The sequence below is a fragment of the Streptomyces bluensis genome (assembly GCF_014650715.1).
GTDB lineage: Bacteria > Actinomycetota > Actinomycetes > Streptomycetales > Streptomycetaceae > Streptomyces > Streptomyces bluensis.
Genome location: NZ_BMVM01000002.1, coordinates 181,305 through 206,214, shown reverse-complemented (window position 1 = coordinate 206,214; position 24,910 = coordinate 181,305). Strand labels below are relative to the sequence as shown.

Here is a 24,910-nt window from a genome sequence, read left to right as displayed (position 1 = left end):
CCACCGGCAGAGACCTCAACCGCGCTCCCCAACAGCACCCTCACCCGCGCGGCATCGTTGTACCCGGCATGAGCACCCCGCCCCTCGCCTCAACCGCCGGAGGCACCACGCTGGGGCAGTTGCTCCACACAGTGCTGCGCGCCCTGAGCGAGGGCACCCACGCGCGAGGCGGCCCCCTCCCCAAAGGCGGGCCGCAGGCCGTCACCGCACGCGTCCGGGCCGCCGTCGGCGAGGTACTCCCACGCCAAGGCGACCCGGACGCACTCCACACCCTCGTCCACGCATTCGCCGCAGGCGCCGCCGACCCCGCCGACCCCCTGTGCACGGCCCACCTCCACTGCCCGCCCCTCGCCGTCGCGACCGCCGCCGACCTCGCCGCCTCCGCCCTCAACCCCTCCCTCGACTCATGGGACCAGGCCCCCGCCGCCTCGGCACTGGAGACACTCGTCACCAGAGCACTCGCCGACGAACTGCACGCGGGCGACGCCCTCGTCACCACCGGAGGCACCGAGTCCAACCAACTCGCCCTCCTCCTCGCCCGCGAAACCCGGCACGCCCCAGAACCCCTCCAGCTCGTCTGCGGCGCCAACGCCCACCACTCCCTGCGCCGCGCCGCCTGGCTCCTCGGCCTCCCCGAACCCGTCGTCGTCCCCACCCCCGACGGCATCCTCACCCCCGCCGCCCTCGACGACGCCCTCGCTTCGCTGCCCCGCCCCGTCCTCGTCACCGCAACCGCCGGCACCACCGACGCCGGGCTCATCGACCCGCTCCCCGGCCTCGCCGACCTGTGCGCCGCCCGAGGCGCCCGACTGCACGTGGACGCCGCATACGGCGGAGGACTCCTCCTCAGCGACCACCACCGCCACCGGCTGCACGGCCTCGACCGCGCCCACACCGTCACCCTCGACCTGCACAAACTCGGCTGGCAGCCCGCCGCCGCCGGACTCCTCGCCGTACGCGACGCCGCCGACCTCGCCGTACTGGCCCACCACACCGACTACCTCAACGCCACCGACGACACCGCGGCCGGACTGCCTGACCTGCTCGGCCGGTCCCTGCGCACCACCCGCCGCCCCGACATCCTCAAAATCGCCGTCACCCTCAAAACCCTCGGACGCGAGGGACTCGGCGCGCTCATCGACCAGGTCTGCGCCCTCGCCGCCGAATTCGCCGCACTCGTGGACACACACCCCGGCTTCGAGCTCTACGCCCCACCCACCATCAGCACCGTCTTGTTCCGGCCCACCGGAGCGACCGACGCCGCCGTGGCGGACATCCGCCGCCAACTCCTCCACGACGGTCGGGCCGTCCTCGGACGCGCCGCACCCGACGGCCGGCTCTGGCTCAAAGCCACCCTGCTCAACCCTCACACCCGGCCCGGCGACCTGGCCGCACTCCTGAAACTCGTGGAAGGAAACACCCCCACATGACCACACCCCCACCCCACGAGCCCGAAGCCCCCCGCGACCTCGTGGGCATCGGCATCGGCCCCTTCAACCTCTCCCTCGCCGCCCTCGCCCACCCGCTCGCCGAACTCGACGCCGTCTTCTACGACCAGCACCCCGCCTTCCACTGGCACCCCGGCCTCCTCATCGAGGGCACCACCCTCCAGGTCCCCTTCCTGGCCGACCTCGTGACCCTCGCCGACCCCACCAGCCCCTGGTCATTCCCCAACTACCTCAGGACCCGCGACCGGCTCTTCCCCTTCTACTTCGCCGAACGCTTCCACATCCAGCGCGCCGAATACGACGCCTACTGCCGCTGGGTCAGCGACAACCTCCCCGGACTACACTTCGGCCACCAGGTCGACGCGGTCCGCTGGAACCCCGAACACGACCTGTTCGAGATCGACTTCACCCGCCTCCACGACGGCGCAGACGAACCCGCAGGCCGCACCTACACCAAAAACGTCGCCCTCGGCATCGGCACCGCCCCCCACGTACCCGACCCCCTCACACCCCTCGTCGACGCCCCCGGCGTGCCCGTCATCCACGCCGCCGACTACCTCGACGAACGCGACCGCCTCCTCGCCGCCGGCCACGTCACCGTCATCGGCGCCGGCCAGTCCGGCGCCGAGATCTTCCTCGACCTCCTCCGAGCCCGCCCCGCAGGCCACGAGCGAATCCACTGGCTCGCACGCACCGAGGCATTCGCGCCCATGGAGTACTCCAAACTCGGCCTGGAGCACTTCACACCCGACTACACCCGCTACTTCCACGCCCTCACCGAACAAACCCGCGACCGGCTCGTCGCCGCCCAATGGCAACTCCACAAAGGCATCGCGGCCCCCACCCTGGCCGCCATCCACGAAGAGCTCTACCACCGCACCCTGCACGGCGGCTGGCCCGACGCCGTCCTCACACCCGGCGTCCTCGTCCGCACCGCCGGCCGGCTCTCCACCAACCAGGTCGAACTCCACCTGGAGCACCTCCAGCAAGGCACCCGCTCCCGCCTCACCACCGACGCCGTCGTCCTCGCCACCGGCTACCGCGAACGCCCCGCCGACCGCCTCCTCGCCGGCCTCGACCCCTACCTACGCCGCGACAGCTCCGAGCGGCCCCGCGTCGACGACCGCTTCCGCCTCGTCCTCGACCCCGCGATCACCGACTCCGGCCGCCACATCTACGTACAGAACGCCGCACTCCACGCCCACGGCGTCGGCACCCCCGACCTCGGCCTCGCCGCCTGGCGCAGCGCCACCATCCTGAACGCCCTCACCGGCAAGGAACCGTACCCGCTGCCCGACCGCACGGCCTTCACCACCTTCGGCCTCGCCCCACGGCAACCACAGGTCCCGCCCGCACACCAGGAACAGACCCCCACCCCGCTCGCCGACCACAGCTGACCCCACGGCAAGGGCCCCAAAACCCTTCGAGGTCCGGGGCCTCGACCCCGGACCTCCAGAAAGCCGGCACTCTAGAAGACCGGCGTGCCGTCCCGCGTCAGCTTCCAGTCCACCGCCGCGAACTCAGCCGGGTCGATGGACCCCTTCGCCTTCACCCAGGCGATCATGATGTTGCGGATCTCGTCCGAGTCCGACCACACCTGCCGGGCCCCGGCGACATGCGGGAAGTTGCCGCCACCGTTCGCCCGGTAGTTGTTCACCGCGAACACGAACTGCTGCGCGTCATCCAGCGGCGCCCCCTCGAACCGCACGTTCGTGACGCGCGACCCGGCCGGCCTGGCGATGTCGATCTCGTACGTCAAGCCGCTGACCACGTCATAGTTGTAGTCCGGCGTACCGTTCGCGTTCGTCAGCTTCGCCGGGTCCACCGCCGTACCCGCGGCCGTCTGCACGAAGTAGTTCGCCGAGAACTCCAGGTACGCCTTCATCTGCGCACCCGTCATCAGACGCGCCTCCAGCGTGTTCTCGTACACATACAGACCCGCCACATCCCGGATGGTGACCTCGCCCGCCGGAATGACCGCACTGCGCGAGAACGCGGCGGCCTGCGACAGCACCGGCAGCGCCGCATACTCCGTCCCCGCCAGCGCCTGCTTCACCGTGTCGGCCTGAATATGGTTGATCAGGTCGATGATCGGCACATCCTTGTAGGGCGCCTCGGCCGACCTCATCTCCGCGGCATTGGTGCCGATGACCTGATTGACGTACGCCACGACCTTCTCGTGCTCATCGGCGAGCAGCTTCGTGATCTCCGGGTCCTCCTCCACCACGTTGGAGTTCAGGACCCGCGCACCCGCCTTCTCGACCGCCCAGCGGCCCTTCTCCCAGACCAGCTCGAAATCGAACCGCGTCAGACGCTGACCCCACTTCAGCGGCTCGGAAAGCAGGACCTGCTTACCGGTCTCCTTGTTGGTGACGAAGTACTCCGGGATCTCCGCGTGCGCATGGCCCACCAGAATCGCGTCGATCCCCGGCACCTGCTCCGCCACCAGCCCCGCCGCGTTCTCCACGTACGGCAACTGGTCACCGTAGGACGACGTACCCGACGACCCGCTGTGCGCCGACACGATGACCACGTCCGCGCCCATCGACCGCAGCTTCGGCACCCACTTCGCCGCCTGCTCCTCCAAGCCCGGGAACGTCATCTTCCCCTGCACGTTCGCCTTGTCCCAGATCGCGATACCCGGGTTCGTCAGGCCCAGCACCGCCACCTTCACCTCACGGCCGAACGGGGTGCGCAACCGGTGCATGCTGTACGGAGGAAAAGCGGGCCGCAACGTCTTCGCGTCCAGCGCGTTGGCGCCGAGCAGCGGGAAACGGCACTGCTCCTCGAACTTCCGCAGTAGCGGAATGCCGTAGTTGAACTCATGGTTGCCCAGGGCCGCCGCGTCATAGCCGATGGCGTTCATGGCCTGCGCCATCGGGTGCACCGGACCGCCCTTGGCGGTGATCGGGTCAACCTTGGCGTAGTAGTACGACAGCTGGGTGCCCTGAATGGTGTCGCCCGCGTCGATCAGGAGCGTGTTACGGCGGCCCTTCTCCTCACGCACCTGGTTCACCAGGGTGGAGATCTTCGCCAGGCCGATGTCGTTGTGGGCCTTGTCGTCGAACTCCTGGTCCGTGAAGTAGTCCCAGTTGAAGACGTTGCCGTGCAGGTCCGTCGTACCCAGCACCGTGAACGCGTACCGCTGCGGCCGCGTGCCCCCACCCTGCACCTCATCAGCCGCCCGGGCGCCCGGCGCAGCGACCGCGCCGGTCAGCGCGACGCCCGCGCCGGTCACGGCGGACTTCTTCAGGAACTTCCGGCGATTCAACGGCATGACGGGCACTCCTCGGGGGAAGAACTCAGGACCAGAGACCTGGACCAACTGCAACAACGCGCGTAGACAACGCGCGAAGATTCTGGCCCGCTCACGACGGGCCGCAACAGACCTTCCAGGTTGCGATCTGGTGACCTGCGCCCCACCCAACCGGGTCACGAGTGACAGAGTGGGACGTATGACCTCCACACCCGAGGAACCCCCGACCCCCGCACCGGACGATCGCCGGCCCACCGCCGCCCCCTACGGCACCCCCGACGCCCCCCGCATCGCCGTCCGCGGCGAAGCCCACCTCGAAGTCGATCCCGAGATCGCCCGCATCGGCGTCACCGTCAGCGCCCGAGGCAAGGACCGGCGAGCCGCCCTCGACGACCTCACCCGCCGCAACGCCACCGTGCTCGACCTCGTCAAAACCTACGGGGACGCCGTCGAGCGAGTCGAGACCGGCGCCTTCTCCATCACGCCCGAACTGACCAAACACGGCCGCGGCGAACGCGTCCACGCCTACCACGGCCGCGTCCACATCACCGCCGAACTCACCGACTTCACCGCACTCGGCGAACTCACCACCCGCCTCGCCGACCTGGAACTCACCCGCGTCGACGGCCCCTGGTGGACCCTGCGCCCCGCCTCACCCGCCCACCGCCGGGCCCGCCAGCAAGCGGTCCGCGAAGCCGTCCTACGCGCCCGCGAATACGCGGAAGCCCTCGGCACCACCCTCGACGCCCTGATCGAACTCGCCGACATCGGCGCCGAGAACACCCAGCCGCCCTACCCACCCACCCCCGGCCGCATGCGATCCATGGCATACGGGGCGGACGCCGGGGAAGCAGCCGCCCCCCTCGACCTCGAACCCCAGCGGCAGCACGTCTACGCCCAGGTGAACGCCCGCTTCACCATGGCACCGCCCCGCCTGTGACACACCCCCCCGGAACCGCGTCCGGGATGCTCATCCGAGCACCCCGGCGCACACTTCAAACCTTGTCAACTACCCTTAATTCAAAGGTCGTTGAGCAGTCATGACCGGCCAACTCCCTACCGGTCGGTAAGGCCTACGCTCGAATCATGCGCCGAGCAAAGATCGTCTGCACACTGGGGCCCGCCACCGACTCCTACGACCAGATCAAGGCCCTGGTCGACGCCGGAATGGACATCGCCCGCCTCAACCTCAGCCACGGCACCCACGCCGAACACGAGGAGCGCCACCGGCGCGTGCGCAAGGCCGTCGACGAGACCGGCCGCAGCGTCGGCATACTCGCCGACCTTCAAGGCCCGAAGATACGACTCGGCACCTTCACCGAAGGCCCCGTACTCCTTGAACGCGGCGACACCTTCACCATCTCGGTCGAGAAGGGCATCCAGGGCGGCCACACCACCTGCGGAACGACGTACGAGGGACTCGCCACCGACGTCACCGCCGGTGAGCGCATCCTCGTCGATGACGGCAAGGTGTGTCTGGAAGTCACCTCGATCGACGGCCCCCGCGTACACACCACGGTCATCCAGGGCGGCATCGTCTCCGACCACAAGGGCCTGAACCTGCCCGGCGTCGCCGTCTCCGTCCCCGCCCTCTCCGACAAGGACGAGGCAGACCTCCGCTGGGCCCTGCGCACCGGCGTCGACATCATCGCGCTGTCCTTCGTCCGCAGCGGACGCGACATCGACGACGTCCACCGCATCATGGACGAGGAGGGCCACCGCCTCCCCGTCATCGCCAAGATCGAAAAACCACAGGCCGTCGACACCATCGAGGACATCGTCCTCGCTTTCGACGGCATCATGGTCGCCCGAGGCGACCTCGGCGTCGAGATGCCCCTCGAACAGGTCCCGATCGTCCAAAAACGCGCCATCAAGCTCGCCAAGCGCAACGCCAAGCCCGTCATAGTGGCGACACAGATGCTCGACTCAATGATCGACAACTCCCGCCCGACCAGGGCCGAGGCATCCGACGTGGCGAACGCCGTGATCGACGGCACGGACGCCGTGATGCTCTCCGGCGAGACCAGCGTCGGAAAGTACCCCATCCCAACCGTCCGCACGATGTCCCGCATCGTCGCGGCCGCCGAGGAGGACATCCTCGCCAAGGGCCTGCCACCCCTCACCGAACACAACAAACCCCGCACCCACGGCGGCGCCATGGCCCGCGCCGCCGCCGAGATGGGCGACTTCCTCGGCGCCAAGTTCCTCGTCGCGTTCACACAGTCCGGCGACACGGTCCGCCGCCTGTCCCGCTACCGCTCCCCGATCCCACTGCTCGCCTTCACCCCCGACCCGGCCACCCGTTCCCAGCTCACCCTCACCTGGGGCGTGGAGACCTTCCTCGGCCCCTACGTCGACTCGACGGACGCCATGGTCGACCAGGTCGACGAGCTGCTCCTGAAGCACGGCCGCTGCAAGAAGGGCGACACCGTGATCATCACGGCGGGCTCGCCTCCGGGGGTTTCCGGCACGACGAACATGGTGCGGGTGCACCACATCGGGGAGGACGACCGTCCGAGGTAGGGCGCGCCGGGGGTCAGTACTTGGGGCCTACGTGGGTGTCCATGAGGGCGACGGAGGCTTTGCGGGCGATGGAGATGTTGTGTGAGTTCGCTTGCTTCCAGTCAACCCCGACCGTGTCGAGCGTTGCCGTGAAGAGCCGGATGATGTCGGCCGACTTGTTAGTGAAGAAGTACCGGGGGTATTCATAGCGCTTCTGCTCACCGGCAACCAGGCGGGTGGTCCAGTTGGTGATGCGACAGCCGTCGGAGTGGATGAGGCCGCGGATGAACTCCCACGGATGGGCGTCGACGATCTCCTGCTGCCAGGGTTCGAGGGCGATAGTGCGTTGATGCTTCTTGCCGGGCCCGTGTTGAGGGAAGAGGCAGGGCCAGTGCTTGCTTGAGCAACCGACGGAGACGTGGCCTTGGGCCCGGACGCGGCACACGCTGTTGTCGGGACGCACCGAGAGGATGGCTGCCTCGCAGGCCTCGATGAGGCCGGGCCAGGCGTTGGCGCACGCGATACGGAGGATGTATACGCCCTTTCGATGGCGGCTGATGCAGCCGTCACCGAGGTAGAGGCCCAGCAGGTAGGAGTAGGCGGCCGGCCCGTCGGGCGGGCCGGGGGCATCCCTGCACCTGGGGCACGGGGGGCCCGTGTTCATGAGCGGTTCGATGCGTACTTGCCAGGAGCGGATCGCGGCCCGTGAGATGCCGGTCTCCTTACTCACTGAGTTCAGGCTGCGTCCTTGCGCGACGAGAGCCAGTGCTCGTTTGCGTGTGCCCATGTCGTACATGCGGACACTCTGTGCGACTGATCGTGAGTGCGTGCAGCAAAAAGCGGATGTTCACGAGAACGTGGACATCCGCTTTCCTGTGGTGACCTTGGCATCCAAGGAAAAGTGCCCCGAGTCGGATTCGAACCGACGCTGTATGGGTTTTGAATCCATGGCCTCTACCGCTGGGCTACCGGGGCCCCTTCAAAATGAAGGTCAGCGGTTACCCGCTGTGTCACCACCTTACCGCAGCTAGGTACGCTCTTGTCAGCAGTACCCCTGCCCCGCAACAAGGAGCCCACGTGACCGCCCCCGAGTCGCCCCAGACCGCCGAAGACGACGACAAGTCGCACGTGCCTCCGCTGACGACCCGTGTCGTCATCGCCGAGGACGAGGCGCTGATCCGCCTCGATCTCAAGGAGATGCTCGAAGAAGAGGGCTACACCGTGGTCGGTGAGGCGGGCGACGGTGAGCAGGCCGTCGAGCTCGCCCGGGAGCACCGGCCCGACCTCGTGATCCTCGATGTGAAGATGCCGAAGCTCGACGGTATCTCGGCGGCCGAGAAGATCGCCGAGGAGTCCATAGCGCCGGTTCTGATGCTCACCGCCTTTTCCCAGCGTGACCTGGTGGAGCGGGCCCGGGACGCCGGAGCCATGGCGTACCTGGTCAAGCCGTTCAGTAAGAGCGATGTCGTTCCGGCCATCGAGATGGCGGTGTCCCGTTTCAACGAGCTGCGGCAGTTGGAGAACGAGGTCGCCGATCTCACCCAGCGGCTGGAGACCCGGAAGCTGGTGGACCGGGCGAAGTCGGTGCTTCAGACCGAGTACGGCCTGACGGAGCCGGCCGCGTTCCGGTGGATTCAGAAGACTTCTATGGATCGTCGTATGTCCATGCAGCAGGTCGCGGAGGCGGTCATCCTGGATGCGGAGGAGAAGAAGGCCGCCAAGGGCTGACCTCCGGGTCACATAAGTAACGCAAGCCACGTGTGTCACGTATGACGTGAGGCCCGCGCTCCCGGAGTAGGGGGCGCGGGCCTCACGTCGTGTGGTGGGAGGGGGTCAGTCCTCGCCGAGGTAGGCCTTGCGGACCGACTCGTCGTGCAGCAGGTCCTGGCCCGTGCCCGAGAGGACGATTTTGCCGACTTCCATGACGTGGCCGTGATCGGCCAGGGAGAGGGCGGCCTGGGCGTTCTGCTCGATGAGCAGGATGGTGGTGCCCTGGGCCTTGAGCTCCTGGATGGTTGCCATGATCTTCTGCATCATGATCGGGGAGAGGCCCATGGAGGGTTCGTCGAGCATGAGCAGTTTGGGCTGGGACATGAGGGCTCGTCCCATGGCGAGCATCTGCTGTTCGCCGCCGGAAAGGGTGCCCGCGGCCTGTTTCCTGCGTTCTCCGAGGATGGGGAAGAGGTCGTAGGCGCGCTGTATGTCCTTCTCGATGCCTTCTTTGTCGGTGCGGAGGTAGGCGCCGAGGCGGAGGTTGTCCTCGATCGTCATGCGGGGGAAGATGTGCCGGCCCTCGGGGGAGTGGGCCAGTCCGAGCGAGACGATCTTGTGGGCGGGGATCTTTCGGAGCGACTTGCCGTCGAACTTGATCTGGCCGCCGAGTGGCTGGAGTAGACCGGACAGGGTGCGCAGGGTCGTGGTTTTTCCGGCGCCGTTGGTGCCGATGAGGGTGACGACCTCGCCGGCTTCGACCTTGAACGAGATGCCTTTGACGGCTTCGATCTTGCCGTAGGCGACCCTGAGGTCCTCGACCTCAAGCAGTGCGGTCACTTGGCGTCCCCTTCTGTGGTGCTGTGCGCCTCGGCTTCCGCGGCCTCGACCTCGGCGACTTCTTCCTTGCCGGGGGCGCCCTCGAAGGGTGTGCCGAGGTAGGCGGCGATGACGCGTTCGTCGGCCTGGACGACCTCGGCGGGGCCTTCGACGAGTTTTTCGCCCTGGACGAGCACGGCGACCCGGTCGCAGAGGTTCATGATGAACCGGATGTCGTGCTCGATGACGAGGACGGCGGTGCCCTGGTCGCGGATGGCGAAGACGAGTTCCTCGGTGGCGCGTGTCTCCTGTGGGTTCATGCCGGCGGTGGGCTCGTCGAGGAGGAGGAGGCCGGGTTCGCTGGCGAGGGCGCGGGCGATTTCCAGCTTGCGCTGTTCGCCGTAGGGGAGGTTGCGCGCGAGGTGGTCGGCCTTGGCGGCGAGTCCGGTGAATTCGAGGAGTTCCATGGCTCGGTCGCGTGATTCCTCTTCGGCCTTCTTGAAGCCGGGGAGGCGCAGGAGGGCGGACCAGAGGCCTTCCTTGGTGCGTGTGTGGCGGCCGACGAGCACGTTTTCCAGGACGGTCATGTTGGCGAAGAGCCGGATGTTCTGGAAGGTGCGGGCGATGCCTGCCTGGGTGACCAGGTGCGGTTTGGGCGGGAGCACCGTGCCTTTGTAGGTGACGGTGCCCTCGGTGGGGATGTAGAGGCCGGTGAGGCAGTTGAAGAAGGTGGTCTTTCCGGCGCCGTTGGGGCCGATGAGTCCGACGATCTCGCCGCTGCCGACGGTGAGGTCGACGTTGCGTACGGCGGTGAGTCCGCCGAAGCGCATGGTGACGCCGCTGGCGTCGAGCACCGTGGTTGTGGTGGTCATGGTGGTTGTCATGGCGGTCACGCCCCTGCCTTGGCGACGCCGGTCGCGCCTTCGGGCAATGGCTTGTCCTCGGGTACGTCGAGCTGTCCGGTCTCGTGGAATTCGAGTTGCTTCCTGCGGTCGGCGACGAGGCCCTCGGGCCGGAAGCGCATCAGGAGCATCAGTGCGAAGCCGAAGAGGAGGAGCTGGTATTCCTGCATGAACTGGAGCTTGGCCGGGATGAGGTAGAGGAGTGCGGCGCCGATGAGGGGGCCGCTGATGGTTCCCATGCCGCCGAGGATGACGGCGGCGAGCAGGAAGGCCGAGTTGGGTGGTACGGAGCCGGCGAACTGGTACTGCTCGGGGGTGATGCTGTAGGACACGTGGGCCTGGACGGTGCCGGCGAGGCCGGCGAGGGCTGCGCCGAGTGCGAAGGCGAGGAGCTTGAGGCGGAAGCCGTTGATGCCCATGGCGGTGGCTGCGGTCTCGTCCTCGCGGATGGCGACCCAGGCCCGGCCGATGCGGGATTCCGCGGAGCGGCGGAAGACCAGGACGACGATGGCTGTGAACAGCAGCATCAGGAGGTAGTAGTTGCCGGACCGGGTGAGTTCGGTGCCCAGGACGTTGTGGGGGAGTCCGAGGTTGAAGCCGAAGAGTTCCAGGTCCGGGATGTTGGGGATGCCGTTGGAGCCGTTGGTGACGTCGGGTCCGCTGTTCCCGTTGAGGTTGTTCATGGTGATGCGGAAGATCTCACCGAACCCGAGGGTCACGATGGCGAGGTAGTCGCCGCGCAGCCGCAGGGTGGGGGCTCCGATGACGACGCCGAAGATGAGTGAGGCGGCGGCGCCGGTGAGGACGGCTGCCCAGAACGGGAACTGGACGCCGATGGTGGACTGGGGTGAGCCGGAGACCAGGGCTGCGGCGTAGGCGCCGACGCCGAGGAAGGCGACGTAGCCGAGGTCGAGGAGGCCTGCGAGGCCGACGACCACGTTGAGGCCGAGGGCGACCGTGGCGAAGATCAGGATGTTCGCGCCGATGAGGGCGTACTGGTCGTTGCTCTGGGTGAAGGGGAAGCAGATGGCGGCGACGAAGGCGGCGGCCATGGTGACGTTGCGGTGTTTCGCGGTGAGCGCCGAGAGCTGTTTGATGAGTCCGGCGCGCAGGACGGCGGTGAAGCCGAATCCGGCGGTGATCAGGAAGCCGATGAACAGTTCGGAGTACTCGGTGCTGATGCCGTAGGAGAAGACGTACAGTCCGATTCCGAAGCCGGCGGCGATGATCAGGATCTCTGCCCAGGAGGGGAGTTCCTTGGCGCGGCCGGGTTCGGGGGCGCTGAGCGAGTGGCGGATCCTGCCCCACAGGTGGGGGGATTCGTCGCGGTCGTAGCCGTGGTCGGCCGGGAGGCCGAGGGCGCCGATCAGGGCGAGGAGGGCTCCGATGCCGGAGATCCAGGCGCCGGGTTCGAGGTTGACGAGGCCGCCGAGTTCGTAGGAGATGGCGCCTATGGTGTAGCCGGTGGTGCCCAGGACGCCGAGCGCGAGGAGGCGGGTGGGGCTGTTGGTGCCGCCGGGGGTGAGCCAGCGCAGGCCTCGGATTCCGTAGCCGGAGAGCGCGAACAGTGCGGTCAGTGCGGCCGATATGAGGGTGAGGACCTGTAGGCCGCCGGGGTAGCCGGTGACGGTGAGATTGCCGGGGAATTCGTCGGTCCAGGTCCAGGCGAGGAAGGTGCCGGCGAGGGCGATGACGGAGCCGGTGACCGCTGTGGCGCGTGCGGCGGCGGGCGGCATCGGGATGATGGGGGTGGGTGCGGTGGTGGCGGACTTCGTGGTGTCCGTGGCCGTGCCGTTGGTGGTCTTGGTGGTGTTCGTGGTCATGGGTATCACGCCCGATCCGCGACGCGTTCGCCGAGCAGGCCCTGTGGCCGGAACAGCAGGACGAGGATGAGCAGGCTGAAGGCCCAGACGTCCTTCCAGGCGCCGCCGCCGAAGAGGTCCATTCCGGGGATGTCGCCGATGTAGCCGGTGGCGAGGGATTCGGCGACGCCGAGGACGATGCCGCCGAGCATGGCGCCGTAGATGTTGCCGATGCCGCCGAGTACGGCGGCGGTGAAGGCCTTGAGGCCCATGAGGAAGCCCATGCGGAAGCCGACCTGGCCGTTCTTGAGGCCGTAGGCGACGGCGGCGATGGCGGCGAACGCGGCGCCGATGGCGAAGGCCATGACGATGATGCGGTCGGTGTTGATGCCCATCAGTTTCGCGGTGTCGGGGTCCTGGGCGGTGGCCTGCATACCGCGGCCCGAGCGGGTCTTGGTGACGAAGAGGCCGAGGGCGAACATGCACAGCGGGGCGGCGATGAGGACGAAGAGGTCACCGCGCTGGATGCTGGCACCGAAGACGTCGATCGGGCCGCCTTCGAACTGCGGGAAGGGGTGGTCCTTCTTCGCGTCGGGGTACCACATCCATACGACCTGCTGGAGGACGATGGAGAGGCCGATGGCGGTGATCAGGGGTGCGAGTCGTGGTGCGCCGCGCAGTGGCCGGTAGGCGAAGCGTTCGGCGGCGGTGGCGACTGCGACGGAGACGATGACGCCGCCGAGGATCATGAGGGGGACTGCGGCGCCGAGGGCGAAGCCGTCGGGCATCCACAGGTAGACGGTGAGGGCCCCGAAGCCCCCGACCATGAAGATCTCGCCGTGGGCGAAGTTGATGAGCTGGACGATGCCGTAGACCATCGTGTAGCCGATCGCGATGAGACCGTACATCGCGCCGAGGATGAGTCCGTTGGCCAGCTGTTGCGGCAGTTCGTTCACCGCAGGGCCTCCGTGGGAGTGTTTTCGGATATGGCGCCGCGCGGGAGCGCTGGTGGGCGCTCCCGCGCGGCCTGGATCACTGTGGGGTGGGGGAGGTGCTGTCTGTTCGTCCCCTGCTCAGCTCAGCTTGGGCGAGCCGCTGAACTCGGGCGCCCAGGCGTCGTTCTTGATCTTGTATGCGGTCATCAGTTTGTTCGTGGTGTCACCGAACTCGTCGAAGGAGACGGTGCCGGTGACGCCGTCGAACTTGACCTTCGCCATGGCGTCGAGGACGGCCTTGCGGCCGTCGGACGGGAGCTTGCCGTCGTTGCCCTCGACGGCCAGCTTGACGGCCTCGATGAGGGCCCAGGTCGCGTCGTAGGTGAGGCCGCCGTAGGCCTCGTAGGCGTCCTTGTAGCCTGCTTCCTTGTAGTTCTTGATGAACTCCTTGGCGGAGTCGAGCTGCTCGACCGGCTTGCCGACGGAGGTGGCGAGGTCGCCCTCACCCTTCTTGTTCAGCTTCGGGAACTCGGCGGAGTAGATGCCGTCGCCGCCCATGAGGGGGATGTTCTGGCCGCTGTCCTTGAGCTGCTGGCTCAGCGGGGCGGCGGCGGGGTACTCGCCGCCGTAGTAGAGCGCTTCGGCCCCGGTCTTCTTGATCTTGGCCACGACGGCGTTGAAGTCGCGGTCGTCGGGGTTGATGTTGTCGGTGCCGACGATCTTGCCGCCGAGCTTGGTGTAGTTCGCCTTGAAGGAGGCGGCGAGGCCGGCGCCGTAGGTCTTCTGGTCGCTGATCAGGTAGGTCTTCTTGATGCCGGCCTTCTGGAAGAGGTATTCGGCGGCGAAGGCGCCCTGGACCTCGTCGGTGGTGGCGGTGCGGAAGAAGGTCTTGAACTGGCGGACCGAGTTTCCGGTCTTCCAGCCGTCGCCCTGGGTGAGTTCGGTGCCGGTGTTGGCCGGGGAGACCTGGGTGAGCCCGGCGTCGTTGAACGGCTTCTGCATCGACTGCGAGACGCTGGAGTTCAGCGGGCCGACGACGCCGAGGACGTCCTTGTTGCTGATGTACTTCTGGGCGTTGGCCTGGCCGACGGACGGCTGTGCCTGGTCGTCGAGCGGTTCGAGCTTGAACTCGATGCCCTTGACGTACTCCGACTTGTTGGCCGTCTTCACGGCCAGGTCGGCGGAGTTGCGGATGCCGAGGCCCAGAGCGGACAGGTCACCGGTGAGCGGGGCGTCGACGCCGAGCACCACGGTCGTCTTGTCCCCGCTGCCACCGCTGCTGCCTTCGTCGCGCGACCCACAGGCGGTGAGTGTGAGCGATCCCGCCGCGAGCGCGGCGGTGATGGCTATGAGCGAACGTTGACGCACGAATCAGGTCCTTTCCCTGGCACGGAGGCTCCCTCTGGAGCCCGCCGAGTCGAGCGCTGGACCGAAGTTGCTTCGAATCCGTCGGCGCGGTGACTGGGCGTGACTCTAAGCGTGTGCAGGGAACGTGGAGGAGGGTCTGACCCATGCTGTGACGTTCTTGTTATGACACGACGTAATGCAGAGCGGTACTCGCCGGGTGGATGAGAGGAATTCGGACCGATTCGCCCTGTCCGCATAGTGAGAACCCGCAGCGTTTGCCGGGATCCCCTCAGGAGTGTTCGGGGGTTTTGGTGATGTCCTGAAAGTGTTGCTGTTTGCTACGCGAAAGGCCCGAGTGGGGTCGTGCGGGCAGGGATCACCCGGGGGTGAATTCGGTGACGTGTATTGCCTGCGTATTACGCAGCGTTACGGCGAGGAAAGGGGTCCGGCGATTTCCGGCACTTGGCTCATTCGGTGCGGTGTACGGCCGGGGCGGCTCCGTGCGCGCCGCGTCCGCTCATCGGGGGCCGGCGGGCGGGGCGCCGGGACTGACCGCATCGGGTGTCCGGTGCGGCGATCAGCAGGTTCAGCCCGGGCGCCCGGCCCGGTGTCGTCCCCGTCAGCCCGCCGGGGGGACGTACTGGGCGTCGCCCGGGTTCACGTCCCGCAGCATGCAGGTCAGACGGGCGCTGCACACCCGCTTGCCCTGCTCGTCGCTGATGACGATCTCGTACGTCGCCGTCGAGCGCCCCCGGTGCAGCGGGGTGGCCACGCCGGTCACGAGCCCGGACCGGACGCCGCGGTGGTGCGTGCAGTTCAGGTCGACGCCCACGGCTATCTTCGAGCTGCCCGCGTGCAGCATGGAGCCGACCGAGCCCAGGGTTTCGGCGAGCACGGCGGACGCGCCGCCGTGCAGCAGCCCGTACGGCTGGGTGTTGCCCTCCACGGGCATCGTGCCGACGACGCGCTCGGGCGAGGCCTCCACGATCTGCACGCCCATGCGGGTCCCCAGGTGTCCTGCCGAGAACATGGCGACCAGGTCGACGCCCATCGCCGCGTACTCGTCGATGACTTCCTGCGGGAACTTCACGTGGTGCTCCTCGCCCATGGGTCCTGGCTCCGTTTCGTCAGGGATCTCGTCGTGGGCGACCGGCTCCGGGCCGAACACCCACCCCGTGACTGAGCGAACGCTCAGTCGGTTCCCGATTGTTCCAGACGGACCACGACGGACTTGCTGGCCGGGGTGTTGCTGGTGTCCGCGGTGGCGTCCAGCGGCACGAGGACGTTGGTCTCCGGGTAGTACGCGGCCGCGCAGCCCCGGGCTGTCGGGTAGTGCACGACGCGGAAGCCGGGCGCCCGGCGCTCCACTCCGTCCTTCCACTCGCCGACCAGGTCGACGTAACTGCCGTCGGCGACCTTCAGTTCGGCGGCGTCCTCGGGGTTGACCAGCACGACCCGGCGGCCGTTCCTGATGCCGCGGTAGCGGTCGTCCAGGCCGTAGATCGTGGTGTTGTACTGGTCGTGCGAGCGCAGCGTCTGGAGCAGGAGGCGGCCCGGGGGAAGCTCCGGGTACTCGACCGGTGCCGCCGTGAAGTTCGCCTTGCCGGTGGCGGTCGGGAAGCGGCGCTCGTCCCGTGGGGCGTGGGGGAGCGCGAAGCCCTCGGGACGGGCCACGCGCGCATTGAAGTCGTCGAAACCGGGGACCACGCGCGCGATGCGGTCACGGATCGTCGCGTAGTCCTTCTCGAACTCCTCCCACGGCGTGCGGCTGTCCTCGCCGAGCACACGGCGCGCCAGGCGGCACACGATGGCCGGCTCGGACAGCAGGTGGTCGCTCGCGGGCTCCAGACGGCCGCGTGAGGCGTGCACCATGCCCATGGAGTCCTCGACGGTCACGAACTGCTCGCCGCTGCCCTGGAGGTCCCGCTCGGTGCGGCCGAGCGTGGGGAGGATGAGTGCACGCGCGCCCGTGACGGCGTGCGAGCGGTTCAGCTTCGTCGACACGTGCACCGTCAGGCGGGCGCGGCGCATGGCCGCCTCGGTCACCTCGGTGTCGGGTGACGCGGACACGAAGTTGCCGCCCATCGCGAAGAAGACCTTCGCCAAGCCGTCGCGCATGGCGCGGATGGCCCGGACGACGTCGTAGCCGTGTTCCCGGGGCGGCGCGAAGCCGAACTCCTTCTCCAGGGCGTCCAGGAAGGCCGGGGCGGGCCGTTCGAAGATGCCCATCGTGCGGTCGCCCTGCACGTTCGAGTGGCCGCGCACCGGGCACACGCCCGCGCCCGGGCGGCCGATGTTGCCGCGCAGCAGCAGGAAGTTGACCACTTCGCGGATGGTGGGCACGGAGTGCTTGTGCTGGGTGAGGCCCATGGCCCAGCAGACGATGGTGCGCTCGGAGGCGAGGATCATGCCGAGGGCTTCGTTGATCTTCTCCTGGGTGAGGCCGGTCGCGGTGAGCGTCTCCTCCCAGTCGGCGGCTCGGGCGGCCTCGGTGAACTCCTCGTATCCGTGCGTGTGTTCGCGGACGAACTCTTCGTCGACCGCGCCGTCCGTCGCCAGGATCAGCTTGTTGAGGAGGCGGAACAGCGCCTGGTCGCCGCCGATGCGGATCTGGAGGAACAGGTCGGTGAGGGCGGCTCCCTTGAGCATGCCCTGCGGGGTCTGCGGGTTCTTGAAGCGCTCCATGCCCGCTTCGGGCAGCGGGTTCACCGTGATGATCCGCGCGCCGTTCGCCTTCGCCTTCTCCAGGGCGGAGAGCATGCGCGGGTGGTTCGTGCCCGGGTTCTGCCCGGCCACGATGATCAGGTCCGCCTTGTAGAGGTCGTCGAGCAGGACGCTGCCCTTGCCGACGCCGAGGGTTTCCGAGAGGGCCGACCCCGACGACTCGTGGCACATGTTGGAGCAGTCCGGCAGGTTGTTCGTGCCGAACTCGCGGGCGAACAACTGGTAGAGGAACGCGGCCTCGTTGCTCGTACGCCCCGAGGTGTAGAAGAGGGCCTCGTCGGGGCTCTGCAGGGCTTTCAGTTCCTCCGCGACGATGTCGAAGGCCCGGTCCCAGGACACCGGCTCGTAGTGCTCGCCCCCTTCGGGGAGGTACATGGGGTGCGTGAGCCGGCCCTGCTGGCCCAGCCAGTAGCCGCTGCGGGTGGCGAGGTCGGCCACGGTGTGGGAGGCGAAGAACTCCGGGGTGACCCGGCGCAGCGTGGCCTCCTCGGCGACCGCCTTCGCCCCGTTCTCACAGAACTCCGCCGTGTGCCGGTGTTCGGGCTCGGGCCAGGCGCAGCCGGGGCAGTCGAAGCCGTCCTTCTGGTTGACGCGGAGCAGGGTGAGCGCGGTGCGCCTGACGCCCATCTGCTGCTGGGCGATCCGCAGCGAGTGCCCGACGGCGGGCAGTCCGGCGGCCGCGTGCTTCGGTCCGGCGACCTGCGGCGCGTCCTGGACCGGATCGCCCTTCGGCGGCTTGGTTGCCATCGCACGCTCTCCTTCGACTGCGGGTGAAGCACGGTTTTCGACTACGGGGTGACGTACCGTCTTCGATCCTCGCACGTGTCAGTGACAGCGATCATCGGAGGGCGGAAGGGCGGAAGGGCGGAAGGGCGGAAGGGCGGAAGGGCGGAAGGACGGCCGCGGAGGCCGGACCGCGGCATCGCCCGCGACTCTCCGTGCCGGGGCAAGTGCCCATCGTGCCGGGGCCGGCACCCCGGGGTTCCGGCCGGTGGTGACCGCCGGGGACAGGTGCCCGTCCAGGCCGGCCGGGGCCGAGTGTCAGTGGCTCGTGGCAGGATCGGGGGCGTGGCAGAGACAGCATCGAAGAAGACCGAGAACACCCCTGGCGGCGGCCGTCCCCGGCTCATGCTCATGGACGGGCACTCGCTGGCGTACCGCGCGTTCTTCGCGCTGCCCGCGGAGAACTTCACCACCGCGACGGGCCAGCCGACGAACGCGATCTACGGCTTCGCGTCGATGCTGGCCAACACGCTGCGCGACGAGGCGCCCACGCACTTCGCGGTGGCGTTCGACGTCTCCCGCAAGACCTGGCGCTCCGAGGAGTTCACGGAGTACAAGGCGAACCGCTCGAAGACCCCGGACGAATTCAAGGGCCAGGTCGAGCTGATCGGTGAGCTGCTCGACGCGATGCGCGCCCAGCGTTTCGCGGTCGACGGCTTCGAGGCGGACGACGTCATCGCCACGCTCGCCACCCAGGCCGAGGCCGAGGGCTTCGAGGTCCTCATCGTCACCGGCGACCGCGACTCCTTCCAGCTGGTCTCCGAGCACACGACGGTGCTGTACCCGACGAAGGGCGTCTCCGAGCTCACCCGGTTCACTCCCGAGAAGGTCTTCGAGAAGTACGGGCTGACGCCGGCGCAGTACCCCGACTTCGCGGCGCTGCGCGGCGACCCGTCGGACAACCTGCCGGGCATCCCCGGCGTCGGCGAGAAGACCGCCGCGAAGTGGATCAACCAGTTCGGTTCGTTCGCGGAGCTGGTCGAGCGCGTCGAGGAGGTCAAGGGCAAGGCCGGGCAGAATCTCCGCGATCACCTGGAGGCGGTCAAGCTCAACCGCCGCCTCACGGAGATGGTGCGCACCGTCGAACTGTCCAGGACCGTCGGCGACCTGGAGCGCGTGCCGTACGACCGCAAGGCCGTCGCGATGATCCTGGACACCCTGGAGATCCGTAACCCGTCACTGCGTGAGCGGCTGCTGGCCGTCGACCCGGGGGCCGAGGAGGTGGACGTCACCCCGGTCGGCGACGGCGGTGTCGAGCTGGACGGCGCGGTGCTGGGCGCGGGCGAGCTCGCCCCCTGGCTCGCCGAGCACGGCAAGGCGGTCCTCGGTGTGGCCACCGTCGACTCGTGGACGCTCGGCGCGGGCGCGGTGGCCGAGGTCGCGCTGGCCGCGGCCGGGGGAGCGGCCGCCTGGTTCGACCCGACCCAGCTGGACGAGGCCGACGAGAACGCGTGGGCGGCCTGGCTGGCGGACCCCGCCAAGCCCAAGGTCCTCCACAGCGCCAAGGGCGCGATGCGGGTCTTCGCCGAGCACGGCTGGACCGTGGAGGGTGTCACGATGGACACCGCCCTCGCCGCCTACCTGGTCAAGCCGGGCCGCCGCTCCTTCGACCTGGACGCGCTGTCCCTGGAGTACCTCCACCGGGAGCTGGCCCCCGCCGCCGCGGCCGATGGTCAGCTGGCCTTCGGCACGGACGAAGGCGCCGAGGCGGAGGCCCTGATGGTGCAGGCCCGCGCGGTCCTCGACCTGGGGGAGGCGTTCGGGACGCGGCTGGAGGAGGTCGGCGCGGCGGACCTGCTGAGGGACGTCGAGCTGCCCACCTCCGCGCTGCTGGCGCGCATGGAGCGGCACGGCATCGCGGCGGACAGGGCTCATCTGGAGGCCATGGAGCAGATGTTCGCGGGCGCTGTGCAGCAGGCCGTGAAGGAGGCGCACGCGGCGGCCGGGCACGAGTTCAACCTGGGCTCGCCCAAGCAGCTCCAGGAGGTCCTCTTCGGCGAGCTGGCCCTGCCGAAGACGAAGCGCACGAAGACGGGCTACACGACCGACGCCGACGCCCTGGCCTGGCTGGCCACCCAGACCGACAACGAACTGCCGGTCATCATGCTCCGCCACCGCGAGCAGGCGAAGCTGCGCGTCACGGTCGAGGGCCTCATCAAGACCATCGCGGCGGACGGCCGCATCCACACCACGTTCAACCAGACGGTCGCCGCCACGGGCCGCCTGTCGTCCGTGGACCCGAACCTCCAGAACATCCCGGTCCGCACGGACGAGGGAAGGGCGATCCGCCGAGGCTTCGTGGTCGGCGAGGGCTTCGAGTCCCTGATGACGGCGGACTACAGCCAGATCGAACTGCGGGTGATGGCCCACCTGTCCGAGGACGCGGGCCTGATCGAGGCGTTCACGTCGGGTGAGGACCTGCACACCACGGCGGCCGCGCAGGTGTTCGCCGTCGCCCCGTCGGCGGTGGACGCCGAGATGCGCCGCAAGATCAAGGCGATGTCGTACGGCCTGGCGTACGGGCTGTCCGCGTTCGGCCTGTCCCAGCAGCTGAACATCGAGGCGGCCGAGGCCCGCGCCCTGATGGACGCCTACTTCGAGCGCTTCGGCGGTGTACGGGACTACCTGCGCCGGGCGGTCGACGAGGCCCGGGCGACGGGTTACACGGCGACGCTGTTCGGGCGCCGGCGCTACCTGCCCGATCTCAACAGCGACAACCGCCAGCGCCGGGAGGCGGCCGAGCGCATGGCTCTGAACGCCCCGATCCAGGGCACGGCCGCCGACATCGTCAAGATCGCCATGCTGAACGTGGACCGCGCGCTGCGCGAGGAGGGCCTCACCTCCCGCATGCTCCTCCAGGTCCACGACGAAATCGTCCTGGAGATCGCCCCCGGCGAGCGCGCCAAGGCCGAGGAGCTCGTCCGCCGCGAGATGGCGGGCGCCGTCCGTCTGAGGGCGCCGCTGGACGTCTCCGTCGGCTCGGGCCCGGACTGGGAGTCCGCCGCGCACTGAGCGATCCGAGCGCCGCCTGCGCCTTGGCGCGCGACGTCGGCGCCACACCCGGCATCATCGCGACCAGGGCCCGGCACCACCAGGTGCCGGGCCCTCAACTCGCTCCCACGTCATCCGACTGGTAGCCACCCGGCGTCCTGGGAACCGTCACCCACGTGGCCCCCAACAGGGCGCCCGGTCGGGCGCGCGGCGCAAGGATGCGGGCATGGGCATACGCATGCTTCGCCGCCGTACCGCTACGACCGTCGGCGTACTCGTCTCGGCGTGGTTCCGACGGGCACCCGTCTACGCGCCCGGCGCCAGCACAGCCCGTATCCCCGAAGACGTCACGATCTTCCGCTCCTCACGCGACCTCGCCCGCGCAGCCGAACAGGCGTCCACGGCGATCTCACGAACAACCCCACGGCCCTGAGGGCGGGGCCGGCCAGGAACGGCGTGCGCTCAGCGGGCCACGCGCTCCACAGCGGCATCGTCGGAGGACGCGGGCAGCGGGCGCCACACCCTGACCCCGACCCCGTACAGCACCAGCCCGAGTGCGAGCCCCGCTCCGGCGCCGAAGCACAGGGGGGGAATCGCCTCGTACGGCTTGGCGATGGAACCCCAGTACTCCCACCACCGGGTCACCCGCTGCGCCGCGGCCGCCACTGTGCATCCCCCGATCACGATCCCGGCCACCCAGCGGTCCGCCACGGACAGCGCGGGCACGCCCACGGGTCCTCGATCCGGCTGTCGGCGCAGGGCCAGTAGCACGAAGACCAGGATCACGGCCGCGGCCACGGCCGAGCCGCCGTACTGCAGGTACCAGTAGAGCGGCGAACCCGCGATCTCCTGCCCCAGCACCGGCAACAGCCGCGTCCCCCACCGGTCGAGGTGCGTGAACGCGTCCCAGACGACATGCGTCAGCGCGCCGAGAGCCGCCGAGACGTACCACCACGCCACCTCGGATGGGCGTGGACGCCCGCCCAGCCGTTCGTGTCCCGTCCGACCCGTCCCGCACCCCACCAGCGCCGCCACCCGGCCCTGCCGCCCCCGGGGCAGCAGGGCCACCAGCGGTTCGCGCAGGACCAGCCACACCCCCACCAGGGCCCAGGTGACGAGGACGTCCACGGTGAGAACCCCCGTGAAGGAGTGGGTGAAGTCCCCGAACTCCATCGCTCCGGGCAGCACACCCGCCGCGTAATAGGTCATGTCGGGCGCGAACGAACCGGCGACGAGCAGCGAGGGCACCAGCGGCCCACGCCCGGCCCCGTCGAGACGCACGGCGGGCAGGACGGCGGCCGCGTGGCTGAGCGTGAAGGGCAAGTAGTCCCCCTGTGACTGGTATTGGCCGGGCGCCCCGGACCGGCGATCACTGCCCGCCAGTATGCGCGACACGGCGCCGCCCGCCCCCAGGGCATCCGATCCCGGTGGAACGGATATGGCCAACCGGTGAATAACGGGCACGAACGGGTGCCCCCGCGGCGGAAGTTGTCGTAGGGTCGCCTGGGCCCCGGTGCGGGGAAGGCGATCGAACACCGGTGGCAGAGCAACCGAAGAGGGACGTCGACAGTCCTGACACACGGCACCACAGGGAACGCGAAGACCAACGTCCGCGGGAGGGATTCACTCGATGTCGGCGCAATTCGGCAAGAGGCTGCGCAAGGGAGCGGCGACCACCACGGTTGCCGCGATCGCGGTCGCGGCACTGGCCGCCTCCCAGGCACCGGGAGTGACCACCGACAGCGCCGGCAGACGACAGGCCACGGACGCATCGGCGCCCGACGCCGCGTCCGGCGCCGACGACACCGCGACCGGCAACTCGCGCTACTACACGGACCTCCCGCCCCTCGACAGCCCCACGGCCACGCCCGGCACGGACGGCGACACCCCGGACAGCACGGCCGGCGCCGAGCGCGGCATCCCCGCGACCGTCCTCGACGCCTACAAGAAGGCCGAAGCGGCCCTGCGCGAGTCCAAGCCGGGCTGCAACCTGCCCTGGCAGCTCCTCGCCGCCATCGGCAAGGTCGAGTCGGGCCAGGCCCGCGGCGGCCGTGTCGACGACGACGGCACGACGTACTCGAAGATCCTCGGCCCGGTCCTCAACGGCGGCCAGTTCGCCAACATCCGCGACACCGACAACGGCGCGTACGACGGCGACAGCACCTATGACCGGGCGGTCGGCCCGATGCAGTTCATCCCGTCCACCTGGGAGTGGGCGGGCCGCGACGGCAACGGCGACGGCCGCAAGGACCCCAACAACATCTACGACGCGGCCCTCGCGGCCGGCAACTACCTGTGCCGGTTCGACTGGGACCTGTCCGACCAGAGGGACCTCAGGCGCGCGATCCTCAGCTACAACAACTCGACGCACTACCTGAACACAGTGCTGTCGTGGCTGGAGTACTACCGCAAGGGCACCCACGAGGTCCCGGACGGCACCGGCACGCTGCCCCGGAACCCGAGCGACGGCGGCACCTCCGGGTCGAGCACCAACCCCAGCCCGTCGCCGAGGGGCACGCAGAAGCCGACGCCTCCCAAGGACAGCGCGGACACCCCCGAGCCGCCCGGCAACCCGGGTACGGGCGGCGAAGATTCCGGCACTCCCGCCCCGCCGAGCACACCCCCCGGCACCACACCCCCCGCCACCACACCCCCGAGCACGACACCGCCCACGCCCACCGACACGGTGGATCACCTGGAGAACGCGGGCACCGGGACGCTCACGGCCATGGCCGGCGACGCGTTCGCCGGGAAGGTCGCCGTCCGCACCGAGACCAAGGCCGGCCAGGCCGTGGCGAAGGTCAGGGTCCGCTTCACCGTCGTCGGCGACACGGACGCCACGTTCACCGGTGGCGAGAGTGTCGCCACGGTCGTCACCGACAGCGCCGGCACGGCCACCGCGCCCCCGCTGCAGGCCGGCGAGAAGACCGGCGGCTTCACGGTCCGCGCCACCGTCGTGGGCCGCGAGGTGCCCGGCCTGGACTTCAAGGCGACCGTCACCGCCCGCCAGGCCGACGCCCTCGCCCGCACCACCGACACCGCGCTGACCTGCGTCCCGGGCGGCGAGTTCGCCGAGCAGGTCGAGGTGAAGGCCACATACAAGGGCGGGGTCGCCGACGGTGTCGCGGCCACCGCCACGCTCATCAAGTCGGTGTTCAACCCGGCCGAGAACGACAAGGGCCCGTACTTCAAGGACGCCGACGGCAAGACCGTCCGCACCCTCACGGACCTCACCACCGACAAGGACGGCCTGCTGAAGCTCCCGAAGCTGTACGCCGACGACACGTCCGGCACGTTCCTGCTCCGCATCACGACCACGGGCGGCGCGACGCTCACGGTCGAGCTGAAGGTCGCGGCGGCCGAGTCGGCGTCGCCCAGCCCCAGCGCGTAACCCCGGCCACGACGGTCACCACAGCGACGGCGCTCCTCCACGAAGAGGAGCGCCGTCGCTGTGTGTGCGACGTGTTCTCATCTCGCCCGGCCGTTGCTACGGTGCCCGCGCTGACGGTGTATCAGTCGGATATCGCTTCGTGTCCGCCGGGAGGTTCGCATGCGCGCTCTTGCCGCCGCCGCGACCGGTCTCGCCCTCGCGCTCGCCCTGGTGTTCGCGATCACGGCGATGGGCTCACCGACGGGCGGGACCTCACCGAAGCCGCTGCTGACGACGGTGCCCGCACACCCGTAACTCCCC

At 69.1% G+C, this 24,910-nt stretch carries 19 protein-coding genes and 1 tRNA gene; 9 read left to right on the top strand and 11 right to left on the bottom strand.

The window, feature by feature from the left end; translation table 11 throughout:
* Positions 1-68 precede the first annotated feature (68 nt).
* Positions 69-1,430 (top strand): pyridoxal phosphate-dependent decarboxylase family protein, encoded by a 1,362-nt coding sequence (locus IE262_RS06090; protein ID WP_189871890.1) that lies wholly within the window; start codon positions 69-71, stop codon positions 1,428-1,430.
* Entirely contained in the window at positions 1,427-2,845 is a 1,419-nt protein-coding gene (locus IE262_RS06085; protein WP_189871888.1) for a lysine N(6)-hydroxylase/L-ornithine N(5)-oxygenase family protein, read from the top strand. The genes IE262_RS06090 and IE262_RS06085 overlap by 4 nt, the downstream gene beginning before the upstream one ends.
* 71 nt (positions 2,846-2,916) lie before the next feature.
* Here the strand turns inward: IE262_RS06085 and IE262_RS06080 are convergent, their stop codons facing one another.
* Entirely contained in the window at positions 2,917-4,725 is a 1,809-nt protein-coding gene (locus IE262_RS06080) for a bifunctional metallophosphatase/5'-nucleotidase (RefSeq protein WP_189871885.1), read from the bottom strand.
* 178 nt (positions 4,726-4,903) lie between these two features.
* On the opposite strand from IE262_RS06080, the gene IE262_RS06075 reads away from it, so the two are divergent.
* Both IE262_RS06075 and pyk read left to right on the top strand, forming a co-directional pair.
* Positions 4,904-5,644, top strand: coding sequence for an SIMPL domain-containing protein (locus tag IE262_RS06075; RefSeq protein ID WP_189871883.1), 741 nt, complete (start codon positions 4,904-4,906; stop codon positions 5,642-5,644).
* 146 nt (positions 5,645-5,790) lie between these two features.
* Positions 5,791-7,227 (top strand): pyruvate kinase, encoded by a 1,437-nt coding sequence (gene pyk / locus IE262_RS06070; protein WP_189871881.1) that lies wholly within the window; start codon positions 5,791-5,793, stop codon positions 7,225-7,227.
* Positions 7,228-7,240: 13 nt separating this feature from the next.
* Here the strand turns inward: pyk and IE262_RS06065 are convergent, their stop codons facing one another.
* Both IE262_RS06065 and IE262_RS06060 read right to left on the bottom strand, forming a co-directional pair.
* A complete protein-coding gene (locus IE262_RS06065) occupies positions 7,241-8,002 on the bottom strand; it encodes a helix-turn-helix domain-containing protein (RefSeq protein ID WP_189871879.1) in 762 nt (253 codons plus the stop codon).
* Positions 8,003-8,108: 106 nt separating this feature from the next.
* Positions 8,109-8,181: transfer RNA gene (locus tag IE262_RS06060), tRNA-Leu, on the bottom strand.
* Positions 8,182-8,283: 102 nt separating this feature from the next.
* On the opposite strand from IE262_RS06060, the gene IE262_RS06055 reads away from it, so the two are divergent.
* Positions 8,284-8,934, top strand: coding sequence for an ANTAR domain-containing response regulator (locus IE262_RS06055; protein WP_189871877.1), 651 nt, complete (start codon positions 8,284-8,286; stop codon positions 8,932-8,934).
* A 105-nt stretch (positions 8,935-9,039) separates the two neighbouring features.
* Here the strand turns inward: IE262_RS06055 and IE262_RS06050 are convergent, their stop codons facing one another.
* From IE262_RS06050 to IE262_RS06020, 7 genes are all read right to left on the bottom strand, one after another.
* A complete protein-coding gene (locus IE262_RS06050) occupies positions 9,040-9,756 on the bottom strand; it encodes an ABC transporter ATP-binding protein (protein ID WP_134032798.1) in 717 nt (238 codons plus the stop codon).
* A complete protein-coding gene (locus tag IE262_RS06045; RefSeq protein WP_373304977.1) occupies positions 9,753-10,619 on the bottom strand; it encodes an ABC transporter ATP-binding protein in 867 nt (288 codons plus the stop codon). The genes IE262_RS06050 and IE262_RS06045 overlap by 4 nt, the downstream gene beginning before the upstream one ends.
* Positions 10,620-10,624: 5 nt before the next feature.
* Positions 10,625-12,460: a branched-chain amino acid ABC transporter permease gene (locus IE262_RS06040; RefSeq protein ID WP_134032805.1), complete on the bottom strand. Its 1,836-nt coding sequence runs from the start codon at positions 12,458-12,460 to the stop codon at positions 10,625-10,627.
* A gap of 5 nt (positions 12,461-12,465) precedes the next feature.
* Positions 12,466-13,395 carry a branched-chain amino acid ABC transporter permease gene (locus IE262_RS06035; RefSeq protein ID WP_189871875.1) on the bottom strand — a complete coding sequence of 310 codons (930 nt, stop codon included), beginning with the start codon at positions 13,393-13,395 and terminating at the stop codon, positions 12,466-12,468.
* Between the two features lie 117 nt (positions 13,396-13,512).
* Positions 13,513-14,742, bottom strand: coding sequence for a branched-chain amino acid ABC transporter substrate-binding protein (locus tag IE262_RS06030; RefSeq protein ID WP_134032811.1), 1,230 nt, complete (start codon positions 14,740-14,742; stop codon positions 13,513-13,515).
* A 598-nt stretch (positions 14,743-15,340) separates the two neighbouring features.
* A complete protein-coding gene (locus IE262_RS06025; protein WP_134032815.1) occupies positions 15,341-15,829 on the bottom strand; it encodes a hotdog fold thioesterase in 489 nt (162 codons plus the stop codon).
* Between the two features lie 83 nt (positions 15,830-15,912).
* A complete protein-coding gene (locus tag IE262_RS06020) occupies positions 15,913-18,192 on the bottom strand; it encodes an FdhF/YdeP family oxidoreductase (RefSeq protein ID WP_189871873.1) in 2,280 nt (759 codons plus the stop codon).
* 321 nt (positions 18,193-18,513) lie between these two features.
* Here IE262_RS06020 and polA point away from each other — a divergent pair, with 321 nt between their 5' ends.
* Positions 18,514-21,240 (top strand): DNA polymerase I, encoded by a 2,727-nt coding sequence (gene polA / locus IE262_RS06015; protein WP_134032821.1) that lies wholly within the window; start codon positions 18,514-18,516, stop codon positions 21,238-21,240.
* Positions 21,241-21,445: 205 nt separating this feature from the next.
* Positions 21,446-21,652, top strand: coding sequence for a hypothetical protein (locus IE262_RS06010; RefSeq protein WP_189871870.1), 207 nt, complete (start codon positions 21,446-21,448; stop codon positions 21,650-21,652).
* Between the two features lie 29 nt (positions 21,653-21,681).
* Here the strand turns inward: IE262_RS06010 and IE262_RS06005 are convergent, their stop codons facing one another.
* Positions 21,682-22,542, bottom strand: coding sequence for a DUF4184 family protein (locus IE262_RS06005; protein ID WP_189871869.1), 861 nt, complete (start codon positions 22,540-22,542; stop codon positions 21,682-21,684).
* A 307-nt stretch (positions 22,543-22,849) separates the two neighbouring features.
* Between IE262_RS06005 and IE262_RS06000 the strand changes: the two genes are divergently transcribed.
* Together IE262_RS06000 and IE262_RS05995 are read left to right on the top strand one after the other, a co-directional pair.
* Positions 22,850-24,610, top strand: coding sequence for a lytic transglycosylase domain-containing protein (locus IE262_RS06000; protein WP_189871867.1), 1,761 nt, complete (start codon positions 22,850-22,852; stop codon positions 24,608-24,610).
* Between the two features lie 159 nt (positions 24,611-24,769).
* On the top strand, positions 24,770-24,904 hold the full coding sequence (locus IE262_RS05995) for an SPW_0924 family protein (RefSeq protein WP_134032833.1): 135 nt from the start codon (positions 24,770-24,772) through the stop codon (positions 24,902-24,904).
* Positions 24,905-24,910: the final 6 nt, after the last annotated feature.